General features: G+C 72.2%; 22 protein-coding genes. 13 read left to right on the top strand and 9 right to left on the bottom strand.

Annotated elements, in window-relative coordinates:
• Window positions 1-97: 97 nt before the first annotated feature.
• Genes E5082_RS25095 through E5082_RS25105 form a run of 3 tightly spaced genes read right to left on the bottom strand, consistent with a single transcriptional unit; the run spans window position 98 to window position 1,615 of the window.
• Complete coding sequence (locus E5082_RS25095) at window positions 98-448, bottom strand: hypothetical protein (RefSeq protein WP_135793504.1); 351 nt, start codon at window positions 446-448, stop codon at window positions 98-100.
• On the bottom strand, window positions 441-1,067 hold the full coding sequence (locus E5082_RS25100; protein WP_135793505.1) for an Asp23/Gls24 family envelope stress response protein: 627 nt from the start codon (window positions 1,065-1,067) through the stop codon (window positions 441-443). The genes E5082_RS25095 and E5082_RS25100 overlap by 8 nt, the downstream gene beginning before the upstream one ends.
• A complete protein-coding gene (locus tag E5082_RS25105) occupies window positions 1,064-1,615 on the bottom strand; it encodes an RNA polymerase sigma factor (RefSeq protein WP_190045219.1) in 552 nt (183 codons plus the stop codon). Before E5082_RS25105 ends, E5082_RS25100 begins: the two co-directional genes overlap by 4 nt.
• 332 nt (window positions 1,616-1,947) lie before the next feature.
• Here E5082_RS25105 and E5082_RS25110 point away from each other — a divergent pair, with 332 nt between their 5' ends.
• From E5082_RS25110 to E5082_RS25135, 6 genes are all read left to right on the top strand, one after another.
• Complete coding sequence (locus tag E5082_RS25110) at window positions 1,948-2,445, top strand: Asp23/Gls24 family envelope stress response protein (protein ID WP_135793506.1); 498 nt, start codon at window positions 1,948-1,950, stop codon at window positions 2,443-2,445.
• A gap of 78 nt (window positions 2,446-2,523) precedes the next feature.
• Entirely contained in the window at window positions 2,524-2,709 is a 186-nt protein-coding gene (locus E5082_RS25115) for a hypothetical protein (protein ID WP_086694531.1), read from the top strand.
• Entirely contained in the window at window positions 2,706-3,662 is a 957-nt protein-coding gene (locus E5082_RS25120; protein WP_135793507.1) for a DUF6286 domain-containing Asp23/Gls24 family envelope stress response protein, read from the top strand. The genes E5082_RS25115 and E5082_RS25120 overlap by 4 nt, the downstream gene beginning before the upstream one ends.
• Window positions 3,662-4,234 carry a hypothetical protein gene (locus tag E5082_RS25125; RefSeq protein WP_135793508.1) on the top strand — a complete coding sequence of 191 codons (573 nt, stop codon included), beginning with the start codon at window positions 3,662-3,664 and terminating at the stop codon, window positions 4,232-4,234. Before E5082_RS25120 ends, E5082_RS25125 begins: the two co-directional genes overlap by 1 nt.
• The gene (locus tag E5082_RS25130) at window positions 4,224-5,120 is read left to right on the top strand and encodes a YihY/virulence factor BrkB family protein (protein WP_135793509.1); all 897 of its coding nucleotides are present in this window, start codon (window positions 4,224-4,226) and stop codon (window positions 5,118-5,120) included. Before E5082_RS25125 ends, E5082_RS25130 begins: the two co-directional genes overlap by 11 nt.
• A 135-nt stretch (window positions 5,121-5,255) precedes the next feature.
• Window positions 5,256-5,564, top strand: a complete 309-nt coding sequence (locus tag E5082_RS25135; RefSeq protein WP_135793510.1) for a hypothetical protein — start codon at window positions 5,256-5,258, stop codon at window positions 5,562-5,564.
• 19 nt (window positions 5,565-5,583) lie between these two features.
• Here the strand turns inward: E5082_RS25135 and E5082_RS25140 are convergent, their stop codons facing one another.
• Together E5082_RS25140 and E5082_RS25145 are read right to left on the bottom strand one after the other, a co-directional pair.
• On the bottom strand, window positions 5,584-7,968 hold the full coding sequence (locus E5082_RS25140; RefSeq protein ID WP_135793511.1) for an RICIN domain-containing protein: 2,385 nt from the start codon (window positions 7,966-7,968) through the stop codon (window positions 5,584-5,586).
• A gap of 74 nt (window positions 7,969-8,042) precedes the next feature.
• Window positions 8,043-10,628 (bottom strand): PA14 domain-containing protein, encoded by a 2,586-nt coding sequence (locus E5082_RS25145; RefSeq protein ID WP_135793564.1) that lies wholly within the window; start codon window positions 10,626-10,628, stop codon window positions 8,043-8,045.
• Window positions 10,629-10,842: 214 nt separating this feature from the next.
• Here E5082_RS25145 and E5082_RS25150 point away from each other — a divergent pair, with 214 nt between their 5' ends.
• The 5 genes from E5082_RS25150 (at window position 10,843) to E5082_RS25170 (ending at window position 16,736) form a co-directional block, all read left to right on the top strand.
• Window positions 10,843-11,880 carry a LacI family DNA-binding transcriptional regulator gene (locus E5082_RS25150; RefSeq protein ID WP_135793512.1) on the top strand — a complete coding sequence of 346 codons (1,038 nt, stop codon included), beginning with the start codon at window positions 10,843-10,845 and terminating at the stop codon, window positions 11,878-11,880.
• 158 nt (window positions 11,881-12,038) lie between these two features.
• On the top strand, window positions 12,039-13,121 hold the full coding sequence (locus E5082_RS25155) for an ABC transporter substrate-binding protein (RefSeq protein ID WP_135793513.1): 1,083 nt from the start codon (window positions 12,039-12,041) through the stop codon (window positions 13,119-13,121).
• Between the two features lie 69 nt (window positions 13,122-13,190).
• Complete coding sequence (locus E5082_RS25160; RefSeq protein ID WP_135793514.1) at window positions 13,191-14,756, top strand: sugar ABC transporter ATP-binding protein; 1,566 nt, start codon at window positions 13,191-13,193, stop codon at window positions 14,754-14,756.
• Window positions 14,749-15,714: an ABC transporter permease gene (locus E5082_RS25165; RefSeq protein WP_135793515.1), complete on the top strand. Its 966-nt coding sequence runs from the start codon at window positions 14,749-14,751 to the stop codon at window positions 15,712-15,714. Before E5082_RS25160 ends, E5082_RS25165 begins: the two co-directional genes overlap by 8 nt.
• Window positions 15,714-16,736 carry an ABC transporter permease gene (locus tag E5082_RS25170; RefSeq protein ID WP_135793516.1) on the top strand — a complete coding sequence of 341 codons (1,023 nt, stop codon included), beginning with the start codon at window positions 15,714-15,716 and terminating at the stop codon, window positions 16,734-16,736. Before E5082_RS25165 ends, E5082_RS25170 begins: the two co-directional genes overlap by 1 nt.
• A 23-nt stretch (window positions 16,737-16,759) precedes the next feature.
• On the opposite strand, the gene E5082_RS25175 is transcribed toward E5082_RS25170, so the two are convergent.
• Window positions 16,760-18,604: a glycoside hydrolase family 76 protein gene (locus E5082_RS25175; RefSeq protein ID WP_135793517.1), complete on the bottom strand. Its 1,845-nt coding sequence runs from the start codon at window positions 18,602-18,604 to the stop codon at window positions 16,760-16,762.
• A gap of 289 nt (window positions 18,605-18,893) precedes the next feature.
• Between E5082_RS25175 and E5082_RS25180 the strand changes: the two genes are divergently transcribed.
• Both E5082_RS25180 and E5082_RS25185 read left to right on the top strand, forming a co-directional pair.
• Window positions 18,894-22,175, top strand: a complete 3,282-nt coding sequence (locus tag E5082_RS25180; protein ID WP_229918751.1) for a TIM-barrel domain-containing protein — start codon at window positions 18,894-18,896, stop codon at window positions 22,173-22,175.
• A gap of 87 nt (window positions 22,176-22,262) precedes the next feature.
• A complete protein-coding gene (locus tag E5082_RS25185) occupies window positions 22,263-22,541 on the top strand; it encodes a glutaredoxin domain-containing protein (protein ID WP_135793519.1) in 279 nt (92 codons plus the stop codon).
• On the opposite strand, the gene E5082_RS25190 is transcribed toward E5082_RS25185, so the two are convergent.
• From E5082_RS25190 to E5082_RS25200, 3 genes are read right to left on the bottom strand one after another with little or no spacing between them, the layout of a single operon-like run.
• Complete coding sequence (locus E5082_RS25190) at window positions 22,525-23,550, bottom strand: LacI family DNA-binding transcriptional regulator (RefSeq protein WP_135793520.1); 1,026 nt, start codon at window positions 23,548-23,550, stop codon at window positions 22,525-22,527. The two genes, E5082_RS25185 and E5082_RS25190, sit on opposite strands and share 17 nt — an antisense overlap.
• 57 nt (window positions 23,551-23,607) lie before the next feature.
• Complete coding sequence (locus E5082_RS25195) at window positions 23,608-24,444, bottom strand: ATP-binding cassette domain-containing protein (protein WP_135793521.1); 837 nt, start codon at window positions 24,442-24,444, stop codon at window positions 23,608-23,610.
• Window positions 24,441-25,436, bottom strand: coding sequence for an ABC transporter permease (locus E5082_RS25200; protein WP_135793522.1), 996 nt, complete (start codon window positions 25,434-25,436; stop codon window positions 24,441-24,443). Before E5082_RS25200 ends, E5082_RS25195 begins: the two co-directional genes overlap by 4 nt.
• Between the last annotated feature and the right edge of the window lie 29 nt (window positions 25,437-25,465).

The raw sequence follows: 25,465 nt of genomic DNA on the forward strand, positions 1-25,465 counted from the left end.
GCTCCCGCCCGGGGCGGCGGAAGTCGTCCCCGCGTAATCCGGGGCCACAGCGGCCGCGGATTGGTCACCCGGACGAACAACGACGACGGCTCCGGGCTCAGACCAGCCCGCTGACGGTCACGGTGACCTTCGGCGCCTCCCGGCCGGGCAGCAGCCCGGCCAGCCGTACTTCCACGGCCCGTGCGACATCACGGGCCACGTCCAGCGTGCGGACGTGGCCGCGCGCCACGACATGGATCTCCACCTGCCACGGGCCCGCCTCGTCCGGCCGGCTCAGCCGCACCCCGGAGGGCACCGCCCGGCCGCCGTTGGCCGCGCTCGCGCCGTGCGGCAGCGCCGAGCGCAGCCGCCCGCCGAGGCCCGGCCGCAGGAACGCCACCCCCGGCACGGCCTCGACGGCCGCCGTGATCTCCTCGGTGAGCGTGGTGCGCAGCGCGCGGTCAGTCATCGCCCGGTCCTTCCTCGAATCCGGCCGGACCGTCCACGAGGTCGACGATCCGGATGTCCACCGCCGCGGGCCGCAGCCCCAGCCGCAGCCGGGCCGCCCCGGTCACCCGGCGCCGTACCTCCTCGGCCACCTCCTCCAGTGGCACACCCAACGGGGCGTGCACCTCCAGGCGCACCGTCACCTCGCCCCGGCCCGTGTCCGGCGGGGTGATCCGGCAGGAACCCGCGCGGACCCCGGTGACGGTCTCGGCGGCGGCCCGCAGGGTGCGCGCGGCGACCGCCTCCATCACCCACAGGTCCTCGTCGTCGTCCCCGAGCGGCACCGGGCGGCCGGGCCGCAGCTCCATCCGGACCACGTCCATCACGCGCCGGGTCAGCGCGGAGGGGTCGTAGCCGGTCTCCCCCGGGATGGTCTCCTCGCGCAGCTCCCGTACGGTCGACTCCAGCAGCGTCAGCTCCCGGACGGCGTCCTTGCAGTACGGGCAGGTGGCGCGGTGCGGGTCGGGGTCGGCCTGCTCCCAGCCGTCCCAGACGCCGGACAGCAGCCGTCCGCAGGCGAGCTGTTCGTCGTCGCCGTCGGGCCCGGTGTACCGGTCGGGCGGGTCGGTGTGCGTGGTCATCGCCAGGCCCCCAGTGCTCGTGTCAGACAGCGTCGTGCGCGGAAGACGCGGGCGCGCACCGCCTCCTGGCTGATGCCGACCGTCTCCGCGATGAACTCGTAGGAATGTCCGTCCAGTTCGCGCAGCACCCAGCAGGCCCGCTGCTCCGCCGAGAGGTCGTCCAGCGCCCGGCGCATCCCGCGCACCGCGTCCCGCGCCTCGGTGAGCCGCTCGGGGAAGTCGTGCTCCGGCGCGGCGAACTCCCCGGCCGCCTCCAGCGACGTCACCGGCCGGCGCGCCCGGAGGACGTTCAGGCAGCGGTTGGTGACGATGCGGTACATCCAGGTCCCGAAGGACGACTGCCGCCGGAACTCCGGCAGCCTCCGCCAGGCGCTGATGAAGGCGTCCTGCACCGCGTCCTCCGCCTCGGCGCGGTCGCCCAGCAGCCGGGTGGCGAGGCCGACCAGCGCCGGGGCGTGCTCGCGCACCAGCACCGCGAACGCCTCCTCGTCGCCCTCGGCCGCCCGCACCGTCAGCAGGCCGCCGTCCGGGCGCGCTTCCCCCGACACCCGTGACGGGGCGGCGTCGGGCGCGCGTTCCGGTCCCGGAAACGCGATCTGTCTGCGGACCCCCGACACCGGGCGGCTCCTCTCCGTCGTCCTGCCCCTTCGACACCTCCAGGGCGGCTTTGGGACGCGGATTTCCGCCGCGCCCCTTTGCTGCCGTGCCCCTCATCGGCTACTTCAGGCGCGGAAACCCAGGTGGATGCAGGTCATGGGGCGCGTCATCGGGGCGCGGACGGGCTTCAGCGGAGAAAATCCGGGAATCCGCGTCACATTCGTGGACCGGCCGGGTCCAACGGAACGACAACAGCAGTACGGCCCATCGAGAGGACCTGGTCATGAGCGTCCAGAGCGCGTCCCCCACCGCCCCCGCGGGCCCCACCGCGAAGCAGCCGCCGGCCACCACGGCCCTCGCGGGCGGCGCCACCGGAGCCGACGAGCCCGCCGCCACGCGCGGCCGGACCTCCATCGCCGATGCCGTCGTCGTCAAGGTCGCCGGAGTGGCCGCGCGCGAGATCCCCGGTGTGCACGCCATGGGCGGCGGCCTCTCCCGCACCATCGGCGCCGTCCGCGATCGCGTCCCCGGCGGCCGTTCCAACGTCGGCCGGGGCGTCAAGGTCGAGGTGGGCGAGCGGCAGACCGCCATCGACCTCGACCTGGTCGTGGAGGACGGCGTCCCGATCGCCGACCTCGCCCGTGACGTTCGGGAGAACGTCATCGACGCCGTCGAGCGGATCACCGGCCTGGAGGTCGTCGAGGTCAACGTCACCATCAACGACGTCCACCTCCCCGACGACGAGGACAGCGCCCCGGAGACCACCTCCCGCGTGGCCTGAGTCGGGGCCGCGGGCCTGGACGGGCAGAGCACAGCAGGGCAGCAGGGCAAGAAGAGCAGGGAAGAAGGGGACGGAGAGATGGACAGAGCGCTGGTAGGGCTGATCGCCGGCATCGCGCTGGCGTTCGCCGGCTGGTTCGGCGGCTTCGGCGCGTTCCTGCTCGTGGCCGCGCTCGGCGCGGTGGGCTACGCCGTCGGGTACTGGTTCGACCGGGGCGGACGCGCCGGGGACCTGCGGCACGCCTTCGATCGGGGCCGCCGATGAGCGCCCCCGAGCGGCGCGGCACCACCACGGTCTCCGACCGTGCCGTCCGCCGGATCGCCGGACGCGCCGTCACCGAGGCGCTGCCCGGCCGCGCCGCGCGGGCGACGGGCTCCTCGGCCGCCGTACGCGGCGGCCGGGCCGAGATCGCGGTCGACGTCGCTCTGCCCTACCCGGCGCCGCTCACCCCCACCGTGCGCCGCGTCCAGGACCATGTGACCGCCCGCACCGGGGAGTTGACCGGCCTGGACGTACATCCGGCCCGCGTCGGAGTCACGGCGCTGACGCCGGACCGGACGACGGAACCGGACGGCGCCCCGGAAACCGCCCCCGCGCCCTTCCGCGGCCGGGTCCCGCGCCGCTGGTGGGCCCAGCGCAGGCTGCCCCTCGGCGTGCTCACCCTGCTCGCCACCCTGACCTGCGGCGCCCTCGCCACCGACCTGATCCTGGTGCACACCGGACACCGCCCTGCCGCCCTCTGGCGCACCGGCGCCCTGCACTGGCTGTACGTGCACGGCCCCGGCGAACCCCCGGTCACCGCCGCCGCCCTCGGCTGCGCCCTGCTCGGCGTCTGGCTGATCGTCCTCGCCGTCACCCCCGGCCGGCGCGGCCTGCTCACCGCCCACTTTCCGGTACCGGCCACGCGGGTCGCCGTCGACCGGGGAGCCGTCGCCGCGCTGCTCCGGGACGCGGCCGCCGGGACCGAGGGCGTCGACACCGTCGCCGTACGGGTCCGGCGCCGCAGCGCCACCGTGCGCGCCGCCCTCGCCTTCGGCGACCGCACCGCCGTCCGGGACCAGATCGCCGACGCCGCGCGCCGCGCCCTCGCCGGGTGCGGACTGCGCCGCCCGCTGCGACTGCGGGTCGCCGTCCGCCCGCTGCCGGTATGGACCCCGCCCCCGGCCGAGGCCGTGCCGGCGCCCCTGGGAGCCGTGGCGACCGCCGGAGGGAGCTGATGCGCACCGCCCTGAACCGCTGCGTCCTCGCCGCCACCGGGCTGGCCGTGCTGGCCGCCGGAACCTGGCTGGCGACCGCCGACCCGGCCCTGGGCGCCCGGATGCCCGCCTGGTGGCCGGAACTCTCCGGCGACGTCACCTTCCTGAGCCCCACGCGCGTCCTCGACCTGCGCAGCCGGAGCTGGTGGACACCCACCGTGCCGGCCGCCTCCGTCGCCGCCACCGCGCTCGGCGCCCTGTGGTGCGCCCGCCAGTTCCACGGCGGCGGACGTCCGCTGATCGCGCTCCCCGCACCCGGCGCCACCGTGCGCGCCCGCGCCCTGGAGGAGGCCGTCGCCCGCGACGCGGCCGCCCTGGACGGCGTCGCCCGCTGCCGCGCCCGCGTCCTCGCCGGACGCGGCCGGATCACCGTACGGCTGCACCTCTGGCTCCAGCCCGACACCACCCCCGACGCCGTGCTGCCCGGCGTCACCCGGCTCCTCGGCCGGGCCGAATCGGCCGCCGCCCCCTGTCCCGTCCACGGCCGGGTGCGCCTGAGCGCCCGGTCCCACCAGGTATCGCATGTCCGCTGAACCACACGCCTCCGCCGCCACCCGGCCGCCCCCGCCCCGCCCCGCCGACTGGGGCCCGGCGCTGCGCCGCACGCCGCTGTCCATGTGGCGCGACGACGTCTCCGACGACGCGGCCGCCCTCACCTACTACTCCATCCTGACCGTGCTGCCCGCCCTCCTGGTCACCGTCATCGCCTTCGCGCTGATCAGCCCCGGCACGGCGGAACGGTTCATCACCCAGGTCACCGCCTACGCCCCCGCCGAGTCCGGCGGCGAACTCCACGACGTACTGGGCCGCATGCTGCGCCCCGATGCCGCGATCTGGCCGCTGCTGGTCGTCGGGACGGCCAGCGCCATCTGGTCCGCCTCCAGCTATCTGGCGGTCTTCCGCCGCTCGCTGCACCGCATGCACCGCGTCGAGGACCACCGTTCGCCCCTGCGCAAGGCCCACCGGATCGTGCTGACCGCGCTGGGGCTGCTCGGCCTGCTCGTGGTCAGCGCCCTGGTGCTGCTGCTCACCGGGCCGGTCGCCGAAACCGCCGGGCGCTTCTTCGGCCTCGACGCCACGGTCGCCTGGGTGTGGCGCCTGCTGCGCTGGCCCCTGCTGCTGGTCCTCGCGGTCGTGCTGATCGTGGTCGTCTTCCGCACCGGCCCGGTGCAGGCCAAGCGGCGTAGCCACAGCCTGCCCGGCGGAGTGCTCGCCGCCACGCTGTGGATCACGGTGTCGGGCGGCTTCGCGCTCTACACCTCGGTACTGGGGGGCTACAGCCGACTCTATGGATCGCTGGCGGGCTCGGTCGTCTTCCTGATCTGGCTCTGGCTGTCCAACCTCGCCCTGCTCACCGGCGCCCAGTTCACCGCCGAGCTGAGCCGGACGCCGGCCGTACCGCCCCCGCCGCCCGGCTGAGCCGACGCCCGGATACGGCCGCGCGCGCCGTACGGCGAACGCACCGTGACGAATTGCCGACCGTCACCCGCCGTGTTTCGTTGGGTGCTGAGCCGCCCCGCACCGGTGGCGGCGCCCTGGCCGGCTGGAGGAACCGTGGCCGAGAAGTTCGTGCAGATCATCGCCTTCGAGACCGACCGCATCGACGAGATGCGCACCCTGGCGACGGACATCGACCGGCGTTTCGGGGGCATGCAGCACGGCCCCACCTACCAGGCCGTCCTCAAGGACAAGAGCAAGGACGACCGCTACTACGAGGTGCTGGAGTTCGCCTCCCTGGAGGCGGCCGGCCGCAGCCGCCACGACCCTGGGGCCCGTGCCTTCGCCGAGCGCATGGCGGCCCTGTGCACCAGCCCGCCCTCCTTCATCGAGTGCGACCTGCTGGAGTCGTCCCGGCCGAGCTGACCGGGACGACTCGGGGCGGCTAGCCGATCCGCCACAGATGGTCGTCGGTGCCGTTGTCCGCGAACTGCACGACCTGCGCGCTGTTGGCCGTGGACATGTTGTCCACGCCGAGCACCTTGCCACTGTGCTTGTTCTGGAGCCGGAACCAGCCGTCACCGCTGTCCAGCTGCCGCCACAGATGGTCGTCCGTGCCGTTGTCCTCGTACTGGACGACCAGCGCGCTGTCGGCCGTCGACATGCCGTCCACGCCCAGCACCTTGCCGCTGTGACCGTTGCGGACCAGGAACCAGCCGTCCCCCCGGTCGAGCAACTGCCAGGCGTGGTCGCCGGTCGGCGTGTCGTCGTACTGCACCACCCGGGCGCTGTTGGCCGTGGACATGTTGTCCACGGCGAGCACCTTGCCGCTGTGCTTGTTCCGTATCCGCCGGAACGGCGGCTCCGGGGTCCACGGCCGGCCGTCCGGCGCGGCGGTGGGGAAGCTGCTGATCCGCAGCCGAGCCGCCCCCATCGGGACCAGGGTCACCGTCTCGACGGGGGCGGCGGACCGGGCCGGGCCCGGCTGGAGCGGCGCGACCACGTGCTCGTCGTCCGCGACCCACTCGGCGATACGGCGGGCCCGCGCCGTCAGCCGTACGGGCGTGCCCTCCAGGGTGAACGGGTTGGCCGGGACCGCGCCCCCCGACCGGACGAACTCCGGCACCGCGCCCGGTACCAGCCCGTAGTTCCACGGGGTGGTGGCGTGCACCTCGTACTCGGGGAAGGTGTCGTCCCCCGCGTACCGGACGTACCGCTCACCGATCCTCAGCGCGTACGTCAGCGGGCCGTGTGCCACGCTGACCGCGTTCTTGCCGCCCGCCCAGGTGCGTACCGTGGTGCGCTGGGGGAGCTTCAGGGCGATGACGTCGCCGTTCGCCCAGGTGCGGTCCACGGTGACGAACGCGGGGCCCGGACGTGCGGCCACCGCCCGGCCGTTGACCGTGAGCACCGGGTCCGCGCACCACCCGGGCACCCGCAGGCGCAGCGGGAAGCGGACCGGGCGGGGCGTGGACAGAGTGAGCCGGACCGTCTCGCCGAAGGGGTAGTCGGTCTCCTCGGTGACGGTGACCCGCGTGCCCCCGGCCACCGTGGCCGTCACCCGGCAGGGTGCGTAAAGTGCGGCCGCCAGACCCTGGTCCGGGGTGGCGAGCCACAGCTCCTCGGTGAAACAGGGCCAGCCCATGCCGTAGTTGTGCGGACAGCAGCGGTACTGGTCGACGCCCGGCTGGAACGACTGCATGGCGAAGCCGTTCTGGAACTGCCCCTGCGTCTTCACCGCGTTGTCCAGGTCGACGCTGTTGGCGCTGGTGATGTAGTGCACCGCGCGGCCCTGCGGATCGAGCGCGGCGGGCAGCATGTTGAAGGCCAGCTCCTCGCAGCGGTCCGCCCACACCGGGTCCCCGGTGACCCGCGTGAGCAGCTCGTGGCTGGCCATGAACTCCACGATCCCGCACGTCTCGAAGCCCTGCCGGGGATCACCGAAACCGGGCCGCAGATTCTCGTCCCCGGCGAACCCGCCACCGGGGAACTGTCCGTAGGTACCGAGCACCTGGTCGTACGTGCGGTACGTGGCACCCGTGTCCGAGGCCGACCCGGAACGCCGGGCGTACTGGGCGGGTTCCCTGAAGCCCTGGGCGATGTTGACGTTGTGCGGGGTGGGCAGCGGGCCGGTCCAGTCGGCGCCCCAGGTGTGCATCTTGTCGGCGAGGTCCAGCAGGAAGGCGTCGCCGGTACGGTCGTGCAGCCACAGCGCGACATCGAGACCGTCGCCCCAGCGGGTGGCGATCCAACTGTGGTCGAAGGTACCCTTGCCCTGGGCGTTCATGAAGGTCAGGAAACGGGTCAGGAACGGGATGATCCGCTGGTCGCCCGAGTACTCCTGCCAGGTCCGCAGCGCCATCAGCAGCGGCAGGAACGGCCAGAAGTCGGGTCCGCCGTCCAGCGAGGTGCGCAAGCCGCGCGGGCCGAAGAACCCGTCGGACTGCTGGGTGGCCAGAACCGCGTCGATCCAGCGGCGGGCCCTGCCCAGCGCGTCGGCGTCCCCGGTGGCGATGGCGAGCGGAACGAAGCCCCTTAGCCAGTACGGGAGTTCCTCCCAGCCGGGCTTCTCGGGGTGGACCCAGCCGGAGGCGTCGAAGTCCAGGAAGTGCGACCGCTGGTCGTAACGGCCGCACAACCCGTCGAGCTGAAGCCTGAGTTGGCCGGCCAGCCAGCCACGCGCGGTGATGCTGCCGGGCGCGAGCCGGGTGAAGGCGGCCGGGGCGAGCGAGCGGGCGGCGGGGGCGGCGTACGCCAGGGGGCCGGACAGTGCGGCCGAACCCAGCGCCAGCGCGCCGCCGGCCAGGAAGTGACGTCGGTCGAGGGACATGCGGGCGCTCCTGGGGGTGAGTCCGGCATGGGGGCGCGCGGCCCGCCCCGACGAGGGACGGGCCGCGCGGTACATCAGGAGGTGCAGGTGAGCGTGCCGTTCTCGGCGCCCTTGATCAGCGCCTCGTGCGCGGCGTGCAGCCGCTTGGTGTCGGCCTTGAGGACCTTGCGGTCATAGGTGAGCAGACCGTTCAACTCGCCCTCGACATCCGTGATCTGGGTGTACACGGCGCCGTTGCTGCCCTTGCAGGCCGCGAGCTGCTCGACCTCCTTCAGGCGGTCGAGGTAGACGTCGGTGTACGTCTCCGGGGTCACGCCGACGTAGGTCATCTGGACCGGGAAGGCGTGTCCGGGAACGCCCAGGCCGAGGCCGCCGTACTCGCCGCTGACCAGGGCCCTGCGGCCGTCCGCCTGCGGGACCTGCGGGCTCGGGTAGCCGTGGGCGTCGGCGATGTCGCCGTTGCCGCCGTCCACCGCGCCGCAGCAGTTCAGGCCGCTCATGTTGTTGACCAGCCGGGTCGGGTCGAGGGACTTGGCGTAGTCCGCGATCCGCGCCTGGTCGTACTGGCCCCAGCCCTCGTTGAAGGTGACCCACATGACCACCGAGGGATGGCTGTCGTGCTGGAGGATCATCTCCTTCAGCTCGTGCTCGTACTCGGTACGGGCCGTCGCCGACGGGTTGACCGTGTTCATCGCCGGCATGTCCTGCCAGACCATGAGGCCCAGCTTGTCCGCCCAGTAGTACCAGCGGTCCGGCTCCACCTTGATGTGCTTGCGCACCGAGTTGTAGCCGAGCTGCTTGTGCACCTTCAGGTCGTAGGCGAGGGCGTCGTCGGTCGGCGCGGTGTGCAGGCCGTCCGGCCAGAAGCCCTGGTCGAGCGTGGCCATCAGGAACACCGGCTTGCCGTTGAGCAGGGTGCGCTGCTTGCCGTTCACCGTCTTGACCTCGACCGAGCGCATCCCGAAGTAGCTGCCCACCCGGTCGGTGCCGTTGCCCCGGCCGACGGTGACCTTGAGCTGGTACAGGTGCGGGTCGTCCGGGGTCCACAGGTGCGGGCGGGGGACCGGGACCGAGAACGCCTTGCCGCCGGTGCCGCTCGCCCGGCCGACCTCGCGGTCGCCGTCGTAGGCGACGGCCGTGACCGGCACGCCGTCCCGCACCCCGCGCACGCTCACCGACACCGAGCGGTTCGCCAGGTCGGGGGTGGTCTTCACATCCTCGGCGCGGTCCCGGCCGACCGGCTCCATCCACACCGTCTGCCAGATGCCGGAGCTGGGCGTGTACCAGATGCCGCTGGGGTCGAGGCGCTGCTTGCCCATCGGCGGGTTCTCGCCGTTCGCCGAGTCGGTCGGGTCGTAGACGCCGACGATCAGCTCCTGGAGGCCGCCGTTCTTCTTCAGCGCGTCGGTGACGTCCAGGCTGAACCGGTCGTAACCGCCCTTGTGCTCACCGACCTTCTTGCCGTTGACGTACACCACGGCCTGCCAGTCCACCGCGTCGAAGTTGAGCTGGAGACGGCGTGTGCCGTGCACCTGCCAGTCGGCGGGCACGGTGAAGGTCCGCTTGTACCACATGCGGTCCTCGTGCCGTTCGATCCCGGAGAGCTGGGACTCGACGGGGTAGGGCACCAGGATCTTCTCGCCCAGCTTCTTCTTGCCCGTGGGCGGCTGCTCGCCCGCCTCGGCGCCCGCGAACTCCCAGGTGCCGTTGAGGTTCTTCCACTTGTCGCGGGTCAGCTGCGGCCGCGGATACTCCGGATGGGCGTTGGTGGGGCTCACCTTGTCGGCCCAGGGAGTGCGGAGCTGGTACGTGGAGTGGTTGCTGCCGGTGCTCCAGAAGTCGGCGACCGCCACGCCGTCGGTGCCGGTCAGGCCGCCCTTGCCGTCGTAGCGCAGGTCCGCGTAGCCGCCGTGGCCGCCGACCACCGGCTCCGTCAGCGGGACGATCAGCTTGCTCGGGTCGGAGGCGTCCAGGTGCGCGGTGCCGCGCGGCCAGGCGGAGCCGCCGACATCGATGTCGAGGTGGTCGTCGAACCCGGCCGGGGGCGCCCCCAGCTGCTGGGCGAAGTCCAGCACCAGGGTCTTGCCGTCCGGCTGGATCGCCGAGTCCAGCGGGCCGTTGTAGGTGAACCCGTCCGGCAGGCTGAACGCCGACTGCGGGATCGCCTCCTTGGCACCGCCCGGCGGCGTCCAGCGCACATGCAGGTTGGAGCCGCCGTAGTGCTCGAAGTACTCCACCTTGATGTCGTAGGCGTGGCCCGCCTCCAGGGTGACGGGCGCCGAGTTCTGCTCACGGTCCCAGTCGTCCACCCAGTGGTCGATGACCACCTTGCCGTCGACCCACAGCCGGAAGCCGTTGTCGCCGGTGATCGAGAAGGTGTGCGCGCCGGTCTTCTCCGGGGTGAGCCGGCCCGTCCAGCGCACGCTCACGTCGTCCTGCTGCCCGGCGCGGGCCTTCAGGCGCGGTTCGAGGTCGGGGAAGTCGAGCGAGGGGTCGAAGGCGGTCGCCTTCAGCGTGGCGAAGTCGAAGGCTCCGGACGCCGACTGGGTGTAGTACTCACCCTTGAGACCGTGGGCCTCGGCCGGGGCGTCGGCCTTCGGCGCGGCCGGGGACGCCGGGTACGCCTGGGAGGCGGCGGCGCCCGAGACCACGAGCGTCAGAGCGGTGAACGCGGAGGCCAGCCAGCGGTGCGGGCGGAACCTGCGGCGAGAGGATGGTGGCACGAGTACCTCCGGGGGGAACGGAGTTGCGGGTGCGTGCTCTGCCCGAGCTCCAGCACATCTTGTATAACGTTGGAAACAAGGGCAGTTGGCATGAGAACACGCCTCCTGCGCTCTGTCCAGGTGTCTGACACGAGGCGTGGGAGGACTGAGGATGCGCGTGAGTCTGAAGGACGTGGCCGAACGTGCGGGGGTCTCCGTGAAGACCGTCTCGAACGTGGTCAACGACTATCCGCACGTCACCCCGGCCATGCGGGCCCGCGTCCAGTCGGCCATCGACGAGCTGGGCTACCGGCCGAATCTGACCGCTCGTCACCTGCGCAAGGGCCGCACCGGGATCATCGGCCTGGCCGTACCGGAACTCGGCAACTCCTACTTCGCGGAACTCGCCGGCGCCGTCATCGACGCCGCCGCCCAGCACGAGTACACCGTCCTGCTCGACCACACCCAGGGCCAGCGCGAACAGGAGATCCTGGTCTGCCAGGGCTTCCGCGCCCGGGTCATGGACGGCCTGATCCTCAGCCCGCTGGAACTGGAGACCGAGGACCTCGCCGCCCGCCGGGACGACGTGCCCCTGGTCCTGCTCGGCGAGCGCCGCTACGACCTGCCCTACGACCACATCGTCATCGACAACATCGCCGCCGCCCGCGCCGCCGTACGCCATCTGCTCGCCCTCGGCCGGCGCCGCATCGCCTTCCTCGGGGCCCGCCGGGACCACTCGCACCAGCCCGCCCACCTGCGGTTCATCGGCTGGCAGGCCGAACTGGCCGCCTCCGGGGTGGCGGTGGACGACCGGCTGGTCGCCACCACGAGCGGCTGGGGCCACGAGGACGGTGCCCGCGCCATGGCCGCACTGCTGGACTCCGGGGAGCGCCCCGACGGGGTGTTCGCCTACAACGACCTGGTCGCACTGGGCGCGATGCGGGTGATGTTCGAGCGGGGCCTGAGGGTTCCCGAGGACATCGCGGTGGTCGGCTTCGACGACGTCACCGAGTCCCGGTACGCCGCCGTCACCCTGACCACCGTCTCGCCCGACAAGGAGGCCATCGCCCGGCTCGCCGTCGAGTCCGTCGTCGGCCGGCTCAAGGGCGACCAGAACCATGAGGCTCCCCGGGCCGCCCGCCTCCTCCAGCCCGGCTTCACCCTGGTGGAGCGGGAGAGCACCCTCGGGCGGCGCCCGCACTCGTTCTGACCAGCGCAAAACCCCTTGTTCAGGCCCCAGTTGGCACTGATACCGGTTCGGTGTCGTCCCGCACGGGGTGTTTACACGGCACTTCCAACGATGTAAAAAGCATCCTGATCTGGTCACGGCCGGACGGCCTTCCGCAGTCCCGAAGTGGGGTAATCCGCATGAAGCCGCACTCCCGCACCACCACCAGAAACATCCTCGCCCTGGGGCTCGTCGCCGGGCTGGCGCTCGTCACCGGCTGCACCAAGTCCGAGAGCGACAACTCCGCCCCCGCGCAGACGAGCAGCTCGGGCGACGCGGGCAAGCAGGTCGCCGGGAGCGGCGGCGGCAAGACCTGCGCCATCGGCGACTACGGCGCCGACAAGCTCGACCTGAAGAACGCCGTCGTCGGCTTCTCCCAGTCGGAGAAGGAGGCCAACCCGTTCCGCATCGCGGAAACGGCCTCCATCAAGGCCGAGGCGTCCAAGCGCGGCATCAAGCTGCTCACCGCCAACGCCCAGTCGCAGTTCTCCAAGCAGATCAGCGATGTGCAGGACCTCATCGCCAAGGGCGCCGAGCTCCTCGTCATCGCCCCGCTGAACTCCGACGGCTGGGAGCCGGTGCTCCGGTCCGCCCAGGCCAAGAAGATTCCGATCATCACCATCGACCGGCAGATCAACGCGGCCCCCTGCAAGGACTACGTCAGCTTCATCGGCTCCGACTTCGTCGCCCAGGGGCGGCGTGCGGCCGACCAGTTGATCGAGGCCACCGGCGGCAAGGGCGAGATCGCCATCCTGCTCGGCGCGGCCGGGAACAACGTCACCACCGAGCGGACCAAGGGCTTCGAGGACCGCGTCAAGGCCAAGGCGCCCGGACTCAAGATCGTCTTCAAGCAGACCGGCGAGTTCACCCGCGAGAAGGGCCAGTCGGTCACCGAGCAGCTCATCCAGTCCAAGCCCGGCATCAAGGCGATCTACGCCGAGAACGACGAGATGGGCCTCGGCGCCGTCAACGCCCTCAAGGGCGCCGGCAAGAAGCCCGGCGCCGTGAAGATCGTGACCATCGACGGCACCCGCAACGCCGTACAGGGCATCGCGGACGGCTGGATCAGCGCCGTCATCGAGTCCAACCCGCGCTTCGGGCCGCTGGCCTTCGCCACCCTGGACTCCTTCACCCAGGGCAAGCCGGTCGGCGAGGACATCGTCATCCAGGACAGCCAGTACACCGGGGCGAACGCCAAGGCCGACCTGAACAAGGCGTACTGAGCGCCCACTTCGACCGGGCGCCGAGAGCCCCTCCTCAAGGCTCTCGGCGCCCCAGCAGGCACGTCGCCCATGACCCCATGGAGAGCAGCCGTGACCGCACCACCCGACGAAGTCCTCGCCGTCACCGGCCTGACCAAGCGCTTCCCCGGTGTACTGGCCCTGGACGACGTGACGTTCACCCTGCGGGCGGGCCAGACCCACGCCCTGGTCGGCGAGAACGGCGCGGGCAAGTCCACCCTGATCAAGGTCCTCACCGGGGTGTACCGCCCCGACGAGGGCGAACTGCGCCACCTGGGCGAGGCGGTGACCTTCCCGACCCCCCTCGCCGCGCAGCACGCCGGTATCTCCACGATCTACCAGGAGGTCAACCTCATCCCCCTGATGAGCGTGGCCCGCAACCTCTTCCTCGGCCGCGAGCCCCGCACCCGTCTCGGCCTCATCGACTTCGCCCGCATGCACCGCGAGGCGAAGGAGACCATGGCCGAGTACGGCGTCCACATCGACGTCCGCCGCCCGTTGCGCGAACTCGGCGTCGGGGCGCAGCAGATGGTCGCCCTCGCCCGCGCCGTCTCGGTGGACGCCCGCGTGGTCGTCATGGACGAACCCACCTCCTCGCTCGAACCCCGCGAGGTGGAGACCCTGTTCGGCGTCATCCGGCGCCTGCGCGAACAGGGCATCGCCGTGCTCTACGTCAGCCACCGCATGGACGAGCTGTACGCCATCTGCGACACGGTCACCGTGCTCCGCGACGGCCGCCTGGTGCACACCGGCCCCCTCGCCGAGACCGGCCGCCTGCAGCTGGTCTCCCTGATGCTGGGCCGCGAGACCAGCGAGGTCCGCGCCGAGGGCGTCACCAAGTTCAGCGGCAGTCACGACGCCGGGTCCCGACCGGTGCTCAGCGCGCGCAACCTGGACCGGCGCCACCAACTGCACGACGTCTCGCTCGACATCCGGCCCGGTGAGGTCGTCGGACTCGGCGGACTGCTCGGCTCGGGGCGTACCGAGACCGCCAAGGCCATCGCGGGTGCCCTCCCGCTCGGCGGGGGAGAGGTCACCGTGGACGGGCGGCCGGTACGCACCGGGTCGGCGGCCGCCGCGATCCGGGCCGGGATCAGCCTGCTGCCCGAGGACCGCAAGTCCGAGGGGATCGTGCCGGGACTGTCCGTCCGGGAGAACATCGCGCTCGCCGCACTGCCCCGCATGTCCCGCTTCGGGCTCGTCTCCGAGGCCCGTGTCGACGCCGTGGTCGACACCTTCATGAAACGCTTGCGGATCAAGGCCGCGAGCCCCCACCAGAAGGTCGGCGAACTCTCCGGCGGCAACCAGCAGAAGGTGCTGCTGGCCCGCTGGCTGGCCATGCACCCCAAGGTGCTGCTGCTGGACGAGCCGACGCGCGGCATCGACGTCGGCGCCAAGGCCGAGGTGCAGAAACTCATCGACGAACTCGCCGGGAACGGCCTCGGCGTGCTGCTGATCTCCTCCGACGTGGAGGAACTCATCGAAGGGTCCGACCGGGTGGTGGTGCTCCGGGACGGCTCGGTCGTCGGCGAGCTGACCGGGGACGAGGTCGGCGCCGACCAGCTCCTGCGGGCCATCGCCGAGGCCGCCGAGGAGGAGACGCCCCGCCATGACTGAACTCGCCCTGGACAACAGGACGCTGCCCGACCGGTCCACGGTCGTCGGCTGGCTCCAGAACTACGGCGTCTACCTGGGCCTCGCCGTCCTGCTGCTGTTCAACGTGTTCTTCACCGACCACTTCGTCTCCGGCGAGAACTTCCGCACCCAGGCCGTCCAGGTCTCCCCGGTGCTGATCGTCGCCCTCGGCATGGCGCTGGCCATCGGCACCGAGGGCATCGACCTCTCCGTCGGCGCCGTGATGGCCTTGGCCACCTCCGTCACCTCCCTCTACCTCGGCTACGGACCCTGGCTCGCCCTGGTGGCCGCGCTGATCGGCGGCGCCGTCATCGGCCTGGCGGGCGGCTCGCTCATCGCGTTCGTCGGCGTCCAGCCCATCGTCGCCACGCTCGCCCTCATGGTCGGCGGCCGGGGCATCGCCCTGGTACTGCTGCCCCAGCTCAAGGACGTGCGCGACCCCGCCATGGCCACCCTCGGCTCCGGCAGCGTGGCCGGCATCCCCTACCTCGCGCTGATCGCGGCCGCCCTCGCCCTGATCGTCGGCTTCGTGGTGCGCCGGACCACCTTCGGCCGCCGCCTCCTCGCCATCGGCGACAGCCGCCCCGCCGCCCAGCTCGCCGGACTCCCGGTGCACCGGGTCCTGATCACGGTCTACGTCTGCTCGGGCGTCCTCGCCGCCGTCGCCGGATTCCTCGCCACCGCCCGGCTCCAGGCCAGCGACCCCAGCTCACTGGGGAACCTGATGGAACTGTCCGCCATCACCGCCGTCGTCGTCGGCGGCACCCCGCTCACCGGCGGACGCGTACGCATCGGCGGCACGGTGGCCGGCGCCGTCCTCATCCAGCTCCTGACGGCCACCCTCATCAAACACGACCTGCCCTCGTCCTGGACCCAGATCGCCCAGGCCGTGGTGATCGTGCTCGCGGTGTACGCGGCACGGGAGAGGGGGAAGCGGTGATGCCCAGCACCAAGGAACACCCCGCGGCCGCCGGACGGACCGCGCCCGCCCCCGGCGACACCGCCCGGCGCGGCGACCGGGTGGCCGCACTCGCCCAGCGGCACGGCGCCCTGGTCGCCCTCGTGGCCCTCGCCGCCGTGGCCTCGCTGTCCTTCGACTCCTTCGCCACCGGCGACAACCTCGGCAACATCGCGATCTCGTCGTCGTTCCTGGCCACCGTCGCCCTCGGCATGACCTTCGTCATCGTCAGCGGCGGCATCGACCTCTCCGTCGGCTCCGTCTTCGTCCTCGGCGGAGTCCTCGCCGCCTGGGGCTCCCAGTACGGCACGGTCGTCGCGCTGCTGCTGCCGCTGGCGGTGTGCGCCGCGATCGGGCTCGTCAACGGGCTGCTTGTGGCGCGCACCGGGCTCGCGCCGTTCATCGTCACCCTCGCCTCGATGCTGGCCGCGCGCGGGCTCATGCTGGCCATCACCGACGAGGGCGCCGACACCTTCCTCGTCGACCCGGACTCCGTCTTCGCCTCCCTCGGCCAGGGCAAGCCGCTCGGCATCGGAACTCCCGTCTGGATCACGGCGGTTCTGTTCGTGGGCGGTGCCGTGCTGCTGCGGAGCACTCAATTCGGGCAGCGGGTGTACGCCGTCGGCGGCAACGAGCAGGCGGCCGCGCTGATGGGTGCCCCGGTCGCCCGCACCAAGATCAGCGTCTACACCCTGTCCGGGCTGCTGGCCGGCCTCGCCGGGGCGCTGAACGCGGCCTACCTCGCCTCCGGCGTCACCATCCTCGGCTACGGCATGGAGCTGGACGCCATCGCCGCCGTCGTCATCGGCGGCACCCTGCTCACCGGCGGCCTCGGCTACGTCAGCGGCTCCCTCGTCGGCGTGCTGCTGCTCAAGGTCATCCAGAACGTCATCAACCAGATCGGCTCCCTCGACTCCGCCTACCAGCAGGTGGTCAGCGGGGCGTTCCTGGTCCTCGTCGTCGTCGCCCAGACCTGGCTGGCCAGGCGGCGCCGGGTCGGCTGAACGCCCCCGGGAGCCCGCAGGACTCACCCGGCCGCGGTCAGCGCCGCCAGCGCGCTCGCCTGGGTCCGCCAGTCCGCCTGGTTCGGACTCCCGCCGGCCCAGCGCTGGCCGAGCCGGTTCAGCGGGTCCCGGTCCCTGGCCCACACCGAGTCGGCCTGCCGCACCAGATACGCGCGGTAGGCCGACGAGCCGGTGGCGGCCGCCAGATCCGCCAGATGCCGCACGAACACGCCCTTGAACTGCTTCTGGTTGTCGTCGCAACTCGCGCCGCCCACATCGCACGACTCGGTCAGCACCCCGTCACGCGTCAGCGCCGCAGAGGAAAGCGCCGCGTCCGCCAGCCGTTTCGCGGCATCGAGATAGCGGCTGCTGCCGGTCGAACGCCACAGCTCGGTGAAGCCGCCGATCGCCAGCCCCTGGTTGTAACTCCACACTGTCTGGCCGTTGTTGGCGCACCCGGAGGTGAGCCCGTCGTTCACCAGCCCAGAGCTGTTGATCAGCCCGCTGCCCAGATACCAGTCGCCGGCCGTCACCGCCCGCGCGCCCCACACGGTGTCCCCGGTCAGCCGCTGGTGCAGCGCCGAGGTCAGCCACAGATACAGGCCGCTGGTCACCGCGTTCTTGTAGGTGCGCTCCCGGTTCCACCAGACCCCGCCCCCGCAGGTGTTGGTGTCCCAGAACCCGCGCACGTAGTCGGTGATGGTCACCGCCTCGTCCAGATACCGCCGCTCGTGCGTGAGGTCGTACGCCGCCACCCACGCGACCCCCCACCACGCCGCGTCGTCCACGGCCCGGCTGATGAAGTGCCCCTCCACCGGGTCCGAAGAGCGTCCGCCCGCCGGGAAGATCCCCTTGTTCTGCTCGAAGGTACGCGCCACCGCCCAGTCGTAGTCGTGCGTCCCGGTGGCCCGCGCGAAGTCGACGACCGAGGTCAGCGCCACCGCCGAGTTCCACCAACTGCTCCTCCACCAGCCCTCGTTGGTCTGGTACGACGCCATCAGGGCGTCCGCCGCGCCCCGCGCCCGAGTCGGTGCCGGGCGCGCCCAGGCGGTACAGCTCCCGTCCTGGTGCGCGGACTCGCGGCCGCAGGCGCGCACGGCACCGCCGTACAGCAGCCCGCGCGGGTCCCGGGTGGCGAACATCGCCGTGCGCGTCGACGACGCCCCGGAGGGCACGCTGGTCCGGCCGAGCGAGGAGCCCTCCGGCCAGCTCGCGCCCTCGTCCCAGGAGCGGTCCAGCCAGATCTCGTCGCCCGCGCCGCCGTTCTCCACCACGCCCCACGCCAGCCCGTCGGCCTGGTCCATGTGCAGGCTGATGGTGCGCCCGTACAGGGTGGTCGCGGGCACCGGACGCTCGTCGCGGGCCGCCGTGGCGGGGTCGGCGCCGTCGCAGGAGGTGCCGTCGCACACCCGGGGGCGGAACCAGTCCGTGCAGGTCACCCCGGCCGCGTCCGCACAGGCCCGGACCCAGCCGCGCCGGTGGCCCACGGGATCGGTGACGTTGTACATCAGCGTCCGGGTGCCGGTCCACGACGCGGGGATGCTCGCCTTGCCCAGCAGCCCGTCCCAGCTCGCGCCCCGGTCCCAGGAGCGGTCCAGCCACACCGCGTCACCCTGCTTGCCCTGGTCCACGCTGGCCCAGGCCATGCTGTCCGGCTCGGAGACATGCAGCCTCAGCAGGCGGCCGTTGACCGTCCGGTCCGGCATCGGGAACGACTCCTGGCGTGCCTTGGAAGGATCGAGGGTGTCGCAGGACAGCGCGCACACGGCCGACGCGGCGTGGGCGGGGGAGGGGAGCGCGAGCACTCCGCCGAGCGCGAGGGCGAGGGCCAGCAGTGCGCCGAGGAAGCGGGGTCTGTGAACCGGCATGGCGAGTCCTCCAACGTTGAACAGGCCCAGTCAGTTGCACGACAGCACCGCGGGGGAGGGCTGTACAGCATCAAAAACAGCCACAGACGGAACCGGACGGCACACGCGTCGCGCCCGCTTCACGCCAACTACTCTGACAACGCTGTCCGTTCCGGATCTGGACACCGGAAAGCGGAGCGTGGTCTCATGCCGGGGAGCCGTGTTTACAACGTTGTATCGCACCTGTGCTGCCGTCGTCTCCGCATGTCCGTCGCGCTCGCGAGAGCGCCACCGCCCCCTGGAGCGTGCCGTGCGACCACCCTTCCCCCGTACCCTCCGCCCGCCGCGCGGACCGGTCATCGCCCTCGTCCTGGCCTGCGCGGGCGTCGCGCTCGCCCCCGTCGGCGCCGACGCCGCCACCCCGGCCGCCAAGGCGCGCTCGGCCACCGTGACCGTGTCCGGCGCCCGGTTCCAGGTGCTGTCCCCGACCCTGATCCGTACCGAGTACGCCGGGGACGACAAGTTCGAGGACAGCGCCACCTTCAACGCCATCGGCCGGAGCGCCTTCACCCCGCCCGCCTACACCTCCTCCGTCAAGGACGGCGTCCTCACCGTCACCACCAGCGCGCTGACCCTGCGCTACAAGGTGGGCTCCGGTCCCTTCACCGCCGAGAATCTGACCGTGCGCCTGAAGGCCGGGCAGAAGCAGGTGCAGGCGAGCCCCTGGCAGCGCCCCGACTGCGCGGTGGGCGCCCTGTGCGAGGCCGAGGGCCAGCTCCACGACGGCCCCGGAGTCGCCACCGACCACACCGGGTACACCGGCAAGGGCTTCCTCGCGGGCTTCGACGTCACGAACAACTCCCTGACCACGGACGTACGTTCACCCGAGGCCGGCACCTACGACTACGCCGTCCGCTATGCCAACGCGGTCGGCTCGGACGGCCGCCGGGAGACCCGCACCCTCAGCCTCAGCGTGGACGGCGGTGCGAACAGGACGTTCAGCCTCCCGGCCACCGCCGACTGGAACACCTGGGGTGTGGCCCGACTGCCCTTGACGCTGGGCGCCGGGACCCACACCGTCCGGCTCCAGCGCACCGCCGCCGACTCCGGCAACGTCAACATCGACAGCGCGGCTCTGGTGAAGCCGGGCGCCGGCTACCCGGCGCGCGACCGCACGGCCGTCCCCGCGTGCGCGTTCGGCACGAGCTGCGAGGCCGAGGACGGCCTCCTCGCGGGCTCCGCGGTCATCGCCACCGACCACCGGGGCAACTCCGGCGACGGCTTCGCCGCCGAGCTGAACAAGGACGCCTCCCTCACCCGGCGCGTGGTCGACGTCCCCCGCGACGGCACCTACCGCCTCCACCTGCGCTACGCCAACGGCACCGGCGGCGACGGCCGTCACGAGAAGCGGACCATGGAGGTCCGTCCCGGCACCGGCACCCCCGCGACCCTCACCCTGGACCCCACCGACAACTGGGACTCCTGGCAGACCGCCTCCACCACAGTCGTGTTGAAGGCCGGCGCCAACGACATCACCCTCGCCTGCCCCGACGCCACGAGCTGCCACGTCAACGTCGACACCCTCGGCGTCACCGCCACGGCCGACCCCGCGCCCGAGCCGCACCTCGCCCTCGGCGGCTACCGCCGCAGCCTCGACGGACTCGACGGCGACCACGACCCCAGCCCCCGCACCACCCCCGGCCTGCTGCACCGTGACGGCTGGCACCTGCTGGACGACACGCCCTCCGCGGTCTACGACGCCCGCACCGGCAAGGCCACCCCGCGCGCCGGACACGCCGGGAAGCCCTACCAGGACGGCTACCTCTTCGGCTTCGGCCACGACTACAAGCAGGGCCTCGCCGACCTCGCCACCCTGACCGGCCCGCCCGCGCTGCTGCCCCGCTGGGCCTACGGCGTCTGGTACTCCGAGTACATCGACCGCACCGCCAAGGACTACCAGGACACCATCCTGCCCGCCTTCCGCGCGGCCGGCGTCCCGCTGGACGTGCTCGTCACCGACACCGACTTCAAGGCGCCCAACACCTGGAGCGGCTGGAACTTCGATCCGGCCAAGTACCCCGACCCCAAGGGCTTCTTCGACTGGTCGACCGCGCAGGGCCTGCACAACACCCTGAACGTGCACCCCAGCATCCTGGAGTCCGACCCGCAGTACGCCGGGGCCCAGCAGACCGCCAAGGGCAAGCTGAGCAAGGGCGGTTGCGCGGGCTCGGCCGGCTCGGAGTGCCGTACCTTCGACTTCGGCGACCCCGACCAGCTCAAGGCGTACCTCGATCTGCACCGGCCCTTCGACCGCGCCGGGAACGACTTCTGGTGGCTGGACTGGTGCTGCGACGCCTCCCGCTCCTCCCAGCCCGGTGTCACCCCGGACGCCTGGATCAACCAGAAGTACGCCGGTCTGACCGCCGAGACCGCCGAGCGTGCCTTCGTGCTCTCCCGCGCCTACGGCTCCCTCCAGGCGGGCGGCTACAGCGGCGGCGTCGGCCTGCCCACCGGCCCCTGGGCCGACAAGCGCAGCACGCTCCACTTCTCCGGCGACACCGCCTCCACCTGGGGCACCCTGAGCGCCGAGGTCGGCTACACACCGGGCGAGTCCGCCGCCACCGGCATGGCCGCCATCAGCCACGACATCGGCGGCCACAACGACGGCCACGGCATCCCCGGCGCCGAGACCTACACCACCGACGACGGCCGCACCCACCGCACCACCAAGCTGCCCGACGACCTGTACGCCCGCTGGGTCCAGTTCGGCACCTTCCAGCCCATCGACCGCCTGCACAGCAACCACAGCGACCGGCTGCCCTGGCAGTACGGTGACGCGGCCCGCGACTCCGCCGCCAAGTTCCTCCGGCTGCGCGAGTCCCTCGTCCCGTACACGTACACCCTCGCCCAGCAGGCCACCACCACCGGCGTCCCCATCGTCCGTCCGCTCTACCTGGACCACCCCGAGGACGAGGCCGCCTACACCAGGGCGGGCAGCGAGTACCTGTACGGGCCCGACCTGCTGGTGGCCCCGGTCACCACGCCCGGTACCAGCACCACCACCTCCGTGTGGTTCCCCGAGGGCACCTGGACCGACTACTTCACCGGCCGCACCTACACCGCGGGCGCCGGCGGCACCTCGTACGACGTGACGACCACGCTGGACACCATGCCGGTGTTCGTCCGCGCCGGCGGCATCGTCGCCACCCGCACCGGCAACGCCGCCCACGACTCCGGCACCCCGCTGGACCGGGCCGGCCTCACCGTCGCCACCGGGGCACCGGGCGCCTTCACCCTCTACGAGGACGACGGCGTCAGCACCCCCGCCCGGCACCGCTCGGCCACCACCCGCGTCAGCTACACGGGGCACACCCTGCGCATCGCCCCCACCAGGGGCACCTACCAAGGCCTTCCGAGCCGCCGCACGTGGACGGTCACCTTCCAGGGCCTCACCAAGCCCCCGGCCCACGTCACCTCCAACGGCACCCCCCTCGCCCCCTCCGCCTGGCAGTGGGACGCCGAGACCCACACCCTGACGATCACCACCCCAAGGACGAGCGTCCGTCAACCGGTGACCGTCAGCTTCAACTAGCCATAGCCGAAAGGCGGGAGGGCCCGCGATGTCCGCGCGGGCCCTCCACTACGCTCGGAACGAACGACGCCGACCGAGGGGAAGACCGTGACCGACTACCGGGACGGCGTGGTCGTCTACTGGCGGCCGCTGTGCCCGTTCTGCATCAGACTCCGGCTCCGCCTGTGGCTGGCCCGGCTCCCGCGCACCGAGGTCAACATCTGGCGCGACCCCGACGCGGCCGGGTACGTCCGCATGGTGGCCGACGGCAACGAGACCGTCCCGACCGTCACCGTGGCGGGCAACGCGATGGTCAACCCGTCGATGAGGCAGATCCGCGAGGCCGTACGCCGGCACGCCCCGCATCTGCTCAAGCCGGCGCGCTGACCCGCTGCTCGCCCGACCCCCGCACGATCAGCCGGGTCGGCACCGTGACCGTACGGGCGCGGGAGCGGTCGCCGTCGAGGCGGGCCAGGGCCGTGGTGGCCGCCGTACGGCCGATCTCCTCCGGGTTCTGGGCCACCACCGTCAGCGCGGGCTCCAGCGCCTCCGCGAGTGCCACGTCGTCGAACGCGACCACCGCCACGTCCTTGCGCCCGCTGCGGGCCAGTTCCGCCACCACGCCGAGGGCCACGATGTTGTTGCCCGCGAACAGCGCGGTCGGCGGGTCGGGGAGGGCGAGCAGCCGGGCCGTCGCCGCGCCCGCGTCGTGCTGGTCGTGGGCGCTGGCGATCAGCAGCCGGTCGTCGGGCAGCCCCGCGTCCCGCAGCGCCTCCCGGTAGCCGGCCAGCCGCTCCCGCCGGGTGTAGAGCCGCGTCGGCAGGTCACCGACGAACCCGATCCGGCGATGCCCGTACCCCACCAGATGCGTCACCCCGGCGCGGGCGCCCTCACGGTTGGAGCTGACCACGCAGTCCGTCGCCAGCCCCGAGCCCGGCCGGTCCACGAACACCACCGGCAGCCCCACGGCCCGGTGCTGCCGCAGATGGGCGTGGTCGGCACCCACCGACGGCACCACCATCAGGATGCTGACCCGGCGCGCCAGGAACTTGTCCGTCAGCGCCCGCTCCCGGTCCGGATCGTCGGCCGACGACCCCATCAGCAGCGTCAGCCCCCGCTCGCGCACCCGGTCCTCGATGCTGCCCGCCACCGCCCCGAAGAACGGGTTGCCGAGGTCGGGCACGACCAGCCCGATCGTGGTGTCCGGGCCGCCCACCCGGATGTTGCGGGCCATCAGGTTCGGCTGGAAGCCCAGCCGCGCCACGGCCGCGAGCACCTGCTCCCGGGTCCGCGCCGAGGCGGGACCGTCCTCGTTGAGGACACGGGAGACCGTCTTGGCGCTCACCCCGACCTCGCGGGCGACATCGGCCAGGGTGGGGCGGCGGTTCGCGGCCATGCGGGACATGTCTCCTGTGCTGGTCGGCTCCGGCCGGGAACTCCCGGGCCGTGGAAGTCAGGTGGCCTGGACCCCGGCGGCCTTCGCGGCCTCGGAGTCCGCGACGACCGTACCTCCGCTCCCGTCCACCGTGAGCGCCCCGGTCATGATGGCGACGACCTCGGCCATCGAGTACTCCGACGGTTTGATCACCGCCGCCCGCCGCCCCAGCCGGTGCACATGGATGCGGTCCGCGATCTCGAAGACGTGCGGCATGTTGTGGCTGATCAGCACCACCGGCAGCCCCCTGTCCCGGACCCGCCGGATGAGGTCGAGCACCTGGCCGGACTCCTTCACACCGAGCGCGGCCGTCGGCTCGTCCATCACCACGACACTGCGTGCCCAGGCCACCGACCGCGCCACCGCGACCGCCTGCCGCTGTCCGCCGGAGAGCGTCTCCACGGCCTGGGTGAGCGAGCGCAGCCCGATCTTCAGATCGGCCATGTGCTCGGCGGCCTCCTGCCGCATCCGCTTCTTGTCCAGCATCCGGAAGACACTGCCCAGCACGCCGGGCCGGCGCAGCTCCCGGCCCAGGAACATGTTGGACGCGATGTCCATCGAGGCGGCGACCGCGAGATCCTGGTGGACCGTCTCGATGCCGTGCGCGCGGGCGCTCTGCGGTCCGGTGAACCGGATCGGCTCGCCGTTCAGCCGGATCTCGCCCGCGTCCGGCACGATCGCCCCGGTCAGCGCCTTGATGAGGCTGGTCTTCCCGGCGCCGTTGTCCCCGATCACCGCCAGCACCTCACCGGGCAGCAGATCGAAGTCGGCGCCGTCGATGGCGGTCACCTGGCCGTAGCGCTTGACCAGACCGCGGGCCTGGAGGACGGGCGTGGGAGAGTCGGCGGTGGTCATCGGGCCTTCTTCCGGGAGATCTGGTCGACGGTCACCGCGAGGATCACCAGGACCCCGGTGATCAGCGTCTGGTAGATGGACGCGACCCCCATCAGCTGGAGGCCGTTGCGGAACACCCCGACGATGAGCACACCGATGAACGTGCCCAGCACCGAACCGCGGCCGCCGAACAGGGAGGTCCCGCCGATGACCACGGCGGTGATGCTGTCGAGGTTGTCCGTCTGCCCCGCCTGCGGATCACCCACGCCGGTACGGGAGACGAGCAGCAGCGCGGCCACCCCGTACAGCAGCCCGGCGACCGTGTACACGCCGATGGTGAGCCGGGAGGTGCGGACGCCGTTCAGCCGGGCCGCCTCCACACTGTTGCCGAGCGCGTACACGTGCCGGCCCCAGCCGGTGCCGCTCAGCGCGTAGGCGAACAGCAGGAACAGGGCGATGGTGACCAGCGATCCGTAGGTGATGTCGGTGTGGCCGAGCGGGAAGGTGCCGCCGAGCGCGGTGAGCGGGCCGGGCAGCTCGGTGACCGTCTGCTCCTTGGAGTAGATGTGGGTCAGCGCGAACGCCACGTTCAGCATGCCGAGGGTGACGATGAACGGGGGCAGCGGGATCTTCTCCGTCAACACCCCGTTCAGCAGCCCGAATCCGGCGCACACCAGCAGCCCCAGACCGATGGCGAGCAGCGGCGGCAGTGAGCCCTCGGCCGCCATCCGCGCCATCATGATGCTGCCGAAAGCCATCACCGCCCCGCACGACAGGTCGATCCCCGCCGTCAGGATGATCAGGGTCTGCCCGATGGCGAGCGTGCCCACGACCATGACCTGTTGCACGATCAGCGAGAAGTTGCCGCCGGTCAGGAACTGGTCGGTGGAGAAGGAGAAGAAGACACAGGCGATCAGGAGGGCGGCCAGGGGACCGGTGGTGGGAGCCGTGAGCAGTCGGCGCGCCGTGCTCGGCGTGGTGAGCCCGGCGTACGGCGTGGTCGTGGCGGTCATACGACGTCCTTGTCGAAAAGGGCTTGCCG

This window comes from Streptomyces griseoluteus (assembly GCF_004784465.1).
Classification (GTDB): domain Bacteria; phylum Actinomycetota; class Actinomycetes; order Streptomycetales; family Streptomycetaceae; genus Streptomyces; species Streptomyces griseoluteus.

Bases quoted from the DNA above. Each gene is read 5' to 3' on its own strand.
- E5082_RS25095 (WP_135793504.1), bottom strand. From the start codon at position 448: ATGACTGACCGCGCGCTGCGCACCACGCTCACCGAGGAGATCACGGCG.
- E5082_RS25100 (WP_135793505.1), bottom strand. From the start codon at position 1,067: ATGACCACGCACACCGACCCGCCCGACCGGTACACCGGGCCCGACGGC.
- E5082_RS25110 (WP_135793506.1), top strand. From the start codon at position 1,948: ATGAGCGTCCAGAGCGCGTCCCCCACCGCCCCCGCGGGCCCCACCGCG.
- E5082_RS25115 (WP_086694531.1), top strand. From the start codon at position 2,524: ATGGACAGAGCGCTGGTAGGGCTGATCGCCGGCATCGCGCTGGCGTTC.
- E5082_RS25120 (WP_135793507.1), top strand. From the start codon at position 2,706: ATGAGCGCCCCCGAGCGGCGCGGCACCACCACGGTCTCCGACCGTGCC.
- E5082_RS25125 (WP_135793508.1), top strand. From the start codon at position 3,662: ATGCGCACCGCCCTGAACCGCTGCGTCCTCGCCGCCACCGGGCTGGCC.
- E5082_RS25130 (WP_135793509.1), top strand. From the start codon at position 4,224: ATGTCCGCTGAACCACACGCCTCCGCCGCCACCCGGCCGCCCCCGCCC.
- E5082_RS25140 (WP_135793511.1), bottom strand. From the start codon at position 7,968: ATGTCCCTCGACCGACGTCACTTCCTGGCCGGCGGCGCGCTGGCGCTG.
- E5082_RS25150 (WP_135793512.1), top strand. From the start codon at position 10,843: ATGCGCGTGAGTCTGAAGGACGTGGCCGAACGTGCGGGGGTCTCCGTG.
- E5082_RS25155 (WP_135793513.1), top strand. From the start codon at position 12,039: ATGAAGCCGCACTCCCGCACCACCACCAGAAACATCCTCGCCCTGGGG.
- E5082_RS25160 (WP_135793514.1), top strand. From the start codon at position 13,191: ATGACCCCATGGAGAGCAGCCGTGACCGCACCACCCGACGAAGTCCTC.
- E5082_RS25165 (WP_135793515.1), top strand. From the start codon at position 14,749: ATGACTGAACTCGCCCTGGACAACAGGACGCTGCCCGACCGGTCCACG.
- E5082_RS25170 (WP_135793516.1), top strand. From the start codon at position 15,714: ATGCCCAGCACCAAGGAACACCCCGCGGCCGCCGGACGGACCGCGCCC.
- E5082_RS25175 (WP_135793517.1), bottom strand. From the start codon at position 18,604: ATGCCGGTTCACAGACCCCGCTTCCTCGGCGCACTGCTGGCCCTCGCC.
- E5082_RS25190 (WP_135793520.1), bottom strand. From the start codon at position 23,550: ATGGCCGCGAACCGCCGCCCCACCCTGGCCGATGTCGCCCGCGAGGTC.
- E5082_RS25195 (WP_135793521.1), bottom strand. From the start codon at position 24,444: ATGACCACCGCCGACTCTCCCACGCCCGTCCTCCAGGCCCGCGGTCTG.
- E5082_RS25200 (WP_135793522.1), bottom strand. From the start codon at position 25,436: ATGACCGCCACGACCACGCCGTACGCCGGGCTCACCACGCCGAGCACG.